General features: G+C 63.8%; 6 protein-coding genes. All 6 read left to right on the top strand.

Annotated elements, in window-relative coordinates; genetic code table 11:
- The coding region (locus GYH35_RS34960) for a glutamate ligase domain-containing protein (RefSeq protein ID WP_268894950.1) at window positions 1–680 on the top strand (680 nt) is incomplete at its 5' end.
- Complete coding sequence (gene murB, locus GYH35_RS18425) at window positions 677–1,579, top strand: UDP-N-acetylmuramate dehydrogenase (RefSeq protein WP_235936812.1); 903 nt, start codon at window positions 677–679, stop codon at window positions 1,577–1,579. The genes GYH35_RS34960 and murB, both read left to right, overlap by 4 nt.
- Window positions 1,572–2,555, top strand: coding sequence for a D-alanine--D-alanine ligase (locus GYH35_RS18420; RefSeq protein ID WP_161813048.1), 984 nt, complete (start codon window positions 1,572–1,574; stop codon window positions 2,553–2,555). Before murB ends, GYH35_RS18420 begins: the two co-directional genes overlap by 8 nt.
- Window positions 2,552–3,373, top strand: a complete 822-nt coding sequence (locus GYH35_RS18415) for a cell division protein FtsQ/DivIB (RefSeq protein WP_161829197.1) — start codon at window positions 2,552–2,554, stop codon at window positions 3,371–3,373. Before GYH35_RS18420 ends, GYH35_RS18415 begins: the two co-directional genes overlap by 4 nt.
- Complete coding sequence (gene ftsA, locus GYH35_RS18410) at window positions 3,366–4,598, top strand: cell division protein FtsA (RefSeq protein ID WP_161813050.1); 1,233 nt, start codon at window positions 3,366–3,368, stop codon at window positions 4,596–4,598. The genes GYH35_RS18415 and ftsA overlap by 8 nt, the downstream gene beginning before the upstream one ends.
- A gap of 136 nt (window positions 4,599–4,734) precedes the next feature.
- The gene (gene ftsZ / locus GYH35_RS18405) at window positions 4,735–5,919 is read left to right on the top strand and encodes a cell division protein FtsZ (protein ID WP_161813051.1); all 1,185 of its coding nucleotides are present in this window, start codon (window positions 4,735–4,737) and stop codon (window positions 5,917–5,919) included.
- Window positions 5,920–6,000: the final 81 nt, after the last annotated feature.

Genomic DNA, 6,000 nt, shown 5'->3' with positions numbered 1-6,000 from the left:
TGAACATCCAGCGAGAAGGCGTGCAGACGCGCTTCGATGTCGAGCGTCGCGGCTCTTCGCAGAAGCTGTCTGTGCAGTTGAACCTGCCGGGCCGGCACAACGTGCTCAACTCGCTGGCGGCGATTGCTGTCGCGAAGGAACTGGAAGTGAGCGACGCCGCGATTCAGTCCGCGCTCGCGTCGTTCCATGGCGTCGATCGTCGCTTGCAACAGTACGGCGATGTGCAGACGTCGGCGGGCAAGGTCACGATCATCGACGACTACGGTCATCACCCGACCGAGCTCGCGGCGACGCTCGAAGCGATCCGGCAGGGGTGGCCGAATCGCCGCATCCTGCTGGCCTTCCAGCCACATCGTTACAGCCGTACGCGAGATTTGCTCGATGACTTCGCTCGCGTGCTTGCGGCCAACGCCGACGCGCTCATCGTCACTGAAGTGTATGCGGCTGGTGAAACACCGATCGCAGGCGCCGACGGGAAGGCGATCTGCCGCGCCGTGCGTTCGCATGGTCGTGTCGAGCCGGTGTTCGTCGACAAGATCGACGAACTGCCGCGCGCGCTGATTCAGATCGCCCGCGACGGCGATGTGATCGTGACCATGGGCGCCGGCAGCATCGGCAGCCTCGCGCCGGAATTGCCGGCGGCGTTGACCACGTTGTCGGCCGAGCGGAGGCAACCGTGAACGCGCTGTCGCTGCCGCCCGATTTCGAAGCGCGAGTGAAGCGTAACGAACCGATGTCGAAGCACACGTCGTGGCACGTGGGCGGGCCGGCGGATCTGTTCTTTTCACCTCTCGATGCGACCGATGTCTCCGGCTTCCTGCAAGGGCTGGAGCCCGGCACGCCGGTAATGTGGATCGGTCTGGGCAGCAACTTGCTGGTTCGCGACGGTGGCGTGCGTGGCGCGGTGATCGAGACGCACGGCATCTTCGATGAGCTGGAGCGCCGAAGCGACAACGACGTCTGGTGTGGCAGCGGCGTTGCGTGCGCGAAGCTGGCCAAACAATGCATCAAGTGGGGCTTGGGCCCAGCGGAGTTCTTCGCGGGCATTCCCGGCACCCTCGGCGGCGCACTGGCGATGAATGCGGGCGCGTTCGGCGGCGAAACGTGGCGGCACGTCGTGTCGGTCGCGACCATCGATCGCAACGGCGTGCGTCATGAGCGCCCGGCATCCGACTACAACGTCGGCTATCGGCACGTCGAAGGCCCGAAAGACGAATGGTTTCTCGGCGCGCTGCTGCGCTTCGAGCAGCGTCCCGGTGTGAGCAACGACGACATCCGTCAGCTGCTCGCCAAGCGCAAGGCGACGCAGCCGATTCAGGAGTGGTCGTGCGGCTCGGTGTTTACCAATCCGCCGGGCAATCACGCCGCGCGACTGGTCGAGGCGTGCGGACTAAAAGGTTTTCGCATCGGCGGCGCGCGAGTGTCGGAGATGCACGCGAACTTCATCGTCAATGACGGCACGGCGAGCGCTGCCGACATCGAGCAGTTGATTCGTCATGTGCAACAGACGGTGGAACAAAAACACGGTGTGCGACTCAACACTGAGGTGCGCATCGTGGGCGAGGTGAAACATGGCTGAAGCAAACAACATCGGGCCGAGGCGCGTCAGCAACGCGAAGGACTTCGGTCGCGTCGCCGTGCTGATGGGCGGCACGTCGAGCGAACGTGAAGTGTCGCTGGATAGCGGCAGCAATTGTCTGGAGGCGCTGAAGCGGCAGGGTGTCGATGCTTATAAAGTCGATGGCATCGCTGCGCTCGTCGATGAGCTGGTGAACAAGCGCTGCCAGCGCGTGTTCAACATCCTGCACGGTCATGCGGGCGGCGGTGAGGACGGCATCCTGCAAGGCCTGCTCGATGCGTTCGGCATTCCATACACCGGTTCGGATGTGTTGGGCTCGGCGCTGTCGATGGACAAGATCCGCACCAAGCAGGTGTGGCTGTCGCTCGGTCTGCCGACGCCGCGCTATGCGCGTCTGTCTCGCAACAGCGACGTGGCGACGGCCGCGCGCGATCTCGGGTTGCCGGTGATCGTGAAGCCGGCCTGCGAAGGCTCGAGCGTCGGCGTGACTCGCGTATTCAAAGAAGCGGATCTGAAGCAGGCGGTCGATCTGGCCGCTCGCTATCAAGGCGAGATGTTGATGGAACAGTTGGTCGTCGGCGATGAGTTGACGGTTGCCGTCCTCGGCGACACCGCGTTGCCAAGCATTCGTATCGTGCCGGCGGGTGAGTACTACGACTATCACGCCAAGTACAAAGCCGAGGACACGCAATACATCTGCCCGGGGCTGCAAGGCGCAGCTGAGGACGAGATTCGTGCGCTCGCGCTCGAAGCCTTCCGTACCGCTGGCTGCTCCGGCTGGGGGCGCGTCGACGTGATGCGCGACCGTGCCAGCGGCAAGTTCTACTTGTTGGAAGTGAACACGGCGCCGGGCATGACCAGTCATTCGCTGGTGCCCAAGTCGGCGAAGCAGTTCGGCATCGAGTTCGATGAGCTGGTGTGGCGCGTGTTGGAAACCAGCGTGCCGCACGCCGGTCAAGGAGCACCCCGCTCATGATGGGCACTCGCAAGCGCAATCGTCGCAAGGCCGGAGGCGAGCAGCTCGATCTGCTTGGCCGGCTGCAACCGTTGGTCGCGTCGTTGACCAATGGTGGCTTGCGTCCTGCGCTCGGCGTGCTCGCGCTGATGCTCGGCATCGGCGTCATGGCGTGGGGGCTGATGGTCTCGTTCGATCGACCGATTGGCAAGGTGGAAGTGGGCGGGCAATTTCAGCGCGTCACGCCGCTGCAGGTCGAAGAAGTCGTCGCGCAGTTTCGGGGCTCGGGTTTTCTTTCCGTCGACCTGGCGGCATTGCGCACGTCGTTGGAAACGATTCCTTGGGTGGATCGCGCTCGGGTCGAACGCAAGTGGCCAAACGGTGTGCGCGTGTTCATCACCGAGCATGTCGCTGCGGCTCGCTGGGGCGAGTCGGGCCTGATGAATACGCGAGGCGAATTGTTTCTGAAAGAGGCGCGGCACATTCCACAAGAGTTGCCGCAGCTCATCGGCCCGTCGGGCACCGAAGCTCAGGTCGCGAAGCTCTATCTCGAGTCGTACCCCCGTCTGTTGGGCGTGGGAATGCGCCTGAGCAAAGTCGAGCTGGACGCGCGCGGCGCGTGGCAGCTGACGCTCGGCAATGGCGTGATGGTTCGTCTCGGTCGGCAGGACGTGCCGGCCCGCTTGGAAAGATTCATCGCTGTGGCGAGCCCGGTCGTGGCCGCGCGGGCAGCGGAAGTCAGTTACGTAGATCTGCGTTACAGCAACGGCTTTTCCGTGGGTTGGAACGCTCCAGCCCGAGTCGCGCGCGACGCCGAGGAACCTCGCTCTGATGGCTAGGAAGAATGACCGAAATCTGATTGTCGGCCTCGATATCGGCACCTCGAAGGTGGTCGCCATCGTGGGCGAGGTCAATCACGAAGGTCGCATCGAAGTGGTGGGCTTGGGCTCGCATCCTTCGCGCGGCCTGAAGCGTGGCGTCGTCGTGAACATCGAGTCGACGGTGCAGTCCATTCAGCGCGCGGTGGAAGAAGCCGAGCTGATGGCGGGCTGCGAGATTCATTCGGTGTACGCCGGCATCGCCGGCAGTCACGTACGCAGCCTGAACTCGCACGGCATCGTCGCGATCCGCAATAAAGAAGTGACGTCCGAGGACGTCGATCGCGTGATCGACGCGGCGCGCGCCGTCGCGATCCCGGCCGACCAGAAGATCCTGCACATCCTGCCGCAGGAGTTCCTGATCGACAGCCAGGAAGGCATCCGCGAGCCGATCGGCATGTCGGGTGTGCGACTGGAAGCGAAAGTTCACATCGTCACCGGTGCGGACAGCGCGGCGCAGAACATCGTGAAGTGCGTGCAGCGCTGCGGCTTGCAGGTCGAGGACGTGGTGCTCGAGCAGCTGGCGTCGAGCTACTCGGTGCTGGCCGACGATGAGAAGGAACTGGGCGTGTGCCTGGTGGACATCGGCGGCGGTACAACCGACCTCGCGGTGTTCTCGGGCGGCGCAATTCGTCACACCGCGGTGATTCCGATCGCCGGCGACCAGGTGACGAACGACATCGCGGTGAGCTTGCGCACGCCGACGCATCACGCCGAAGAGATCAAGATGAAGTTCGCCTGCGCGCTGTCGCAGCTGGCGAACTCGGACGAGACCATCGAAGTGCCGAGCGTGGGCGATCGTCCGCCGCGCCGGCTGGCGAGACAAACGCTCGCCGAAGTGGTCGAGCCTCGTTACGAGGAATTGTTTGCTTTGGTGCGCGAAGAGCTGCGCCGTTCCGGCTTCGAAGAAGTGATCGCCGCGGGCGTCGTGCTCACCGGCGGCAGCGCGAAGATGGAAGGCGCGGTCGAGCTCGCCGAAGAAGTGTTTCACATGCCGGTGCGGCTCGGCGTGCCGCAACACATCACCGGACTGGTCGATGTGGTGAGCAATCCTATTCATTCGACCGGCGTCGGCCTGTTGCTGTACGGCCGGGAGAATTATCTGCGCGGGCGCCGCGAGCCGCTGGGCGGCAACGTGCGCGGCACGTTCGATCGCATGAAAGCGTGGTTTCAAGGAAATTTTTAATGACTTCAGATGCGAGCCAGGGACATGGCAACAAAAAGGGGATGTCTGGGGAAGGTGGGACGTGCGGCGGGCCTCTGAACCGGCCGTACGTCGAGTTGCAATTTGATTCGTCTCGCTGACATTGAGGGGACTAACGATGTTTGTACTTGCTGATACAGAAAACCAAGGCGCCGTCATCAAAGTGATTGGCGTCGGCGGCGGCGGCGGAAACGCGGTCGCTCACATGATCCAGGCCGGTATCGAAGGCGTGGATTTCATTTGCATCAATACCGACGCGCAGGCGTTGAAACATTCCAAGGTGAAAGTCGGTCTGCAGATCGGCTGCAACATCACCAAGGGTCTGGGTGCGGGCGCCGATCCGGAAGTGGGCCGTCAGGCCGCGATGGAAGACCGCGACCGCATCATCGAAATGATCGAAGGCTCGGACATGCTGTTCATCACCGCCGGCATGGGCGGCGGCACCGGCACGGGCGCGGCTCCGGTCGTGGCGCAGGTCGCGAAGGAGCTGGGCATCCTGACGGTCGCGGTCGTCACCCGGCCATTCGAGATGGAAGGCAGGAAGCGTCACGGCTCCGCCGAGCGTGGCATTGCCGAGCTGAGCAAGCATGTCGACTCGCTCATCACCATCCCGAACCAGAAACTGCTGACCGTGCTGGGCGGCGATGTGACTTTGCTCGACGCATTCAAGTCGGCCAACCAGGTGCTGCAAGGCGCGGTGCAGGGCATTGCCGAGCTGATCACCCGTCCCGGCATGATCAACGTCGACTTCGCCGACGTGCGTACCGTGATGGCCGAGACCGGCATGGCGATGATGGGCACCGGCATCGCTCGCGGTGAGCATCGCGCGCGTGAAGCTGCCGAAGCCGCTGTCTCCAGCCCGCTGCTGGAAGATGTGAATCTGCAGGGCGCGCATGGCCTGCTGATCAACGTCACGGCCGGCATGGACCTGCGTACCAGCGAGTTCAGCATCGTCGGCGACACGGTGAAACAGTACGCGTCGGAAGACGCCAATGTGGTCGTGGGCTGCGTGATCGATCCGGAAATGACCGAGCAGATCCGCGTGACCGTGGTCGCCACCGGCATCGGCCGTCCTGGCACGCAGATGCAGGCGCCGCAGCAGGATACTCGTCGCATGACCGCCATCCCCGGCGGCCGTCGCGGCGGCGTGCCCACGCTCGACGATCTGCACGTTCCGACCTACATCCGCAACCAGCGCGATCCGCATGCGGGCCAGGCTCGCCGCGCGGTGGGCGACGGTCTGACGGCTGAAGATACGTCGATGCTGGATATCCCGGCGTTTTTGCGCCGGCAGGCGGATTGAGGCGGAACCGGCTGGTGAACCGCGCTTGCTGACGGCGGGCCGGGGGCGGCGATCTCTATGGGCTGCATAGGGAACATGCAT

The organism is Steroidobacter agaridevorans, from assembly GCF_009932555.1.
Taxonomy (GTDB): Bacteria; Pseudomonadota; Gammaproteobacteria; order Steroidobacterales; family Steroidobacteraceae; genus Steroidobacter; species Steroidobacter agaridevorans.
This window is presented reverse-complemented; position numbering and strand designations above follow the sequence as displayed.

What these genes read in the sequence shown, in the direction of transcription:
- ftsA (WP_161813050.1), top strand. Translation starts at nt 3,366, where the DNA reads ATGGCTAGGAAGAATGACCGAAATCTGATTGTCGGCCTCGATATCGGC.
- GYH35_RS18415 (WP_161829197.1), top strand. Translation starts at nt 2,552, where the DNA reads ATGATGGGCACTCGCAAGCGCAATCGTCGCAAGGCCGGAGGCGAGCAG.
- GYH35_RS18420 (WP_161813048.1), top strand. Translation starts at nt 1,572, where the DNA reads ATGGCTGAAGCAAACAACATCGGGCCGAGGCGCGTCAGCAACGCGAAG.
- ftsZ (WP_161813051.1), top strand. Translation starts at nt 4,735, where the DNA reads ATGTTTGTACTTGCTGATACAGAAAACCAAGGCGCCGTCATCAAAGTG.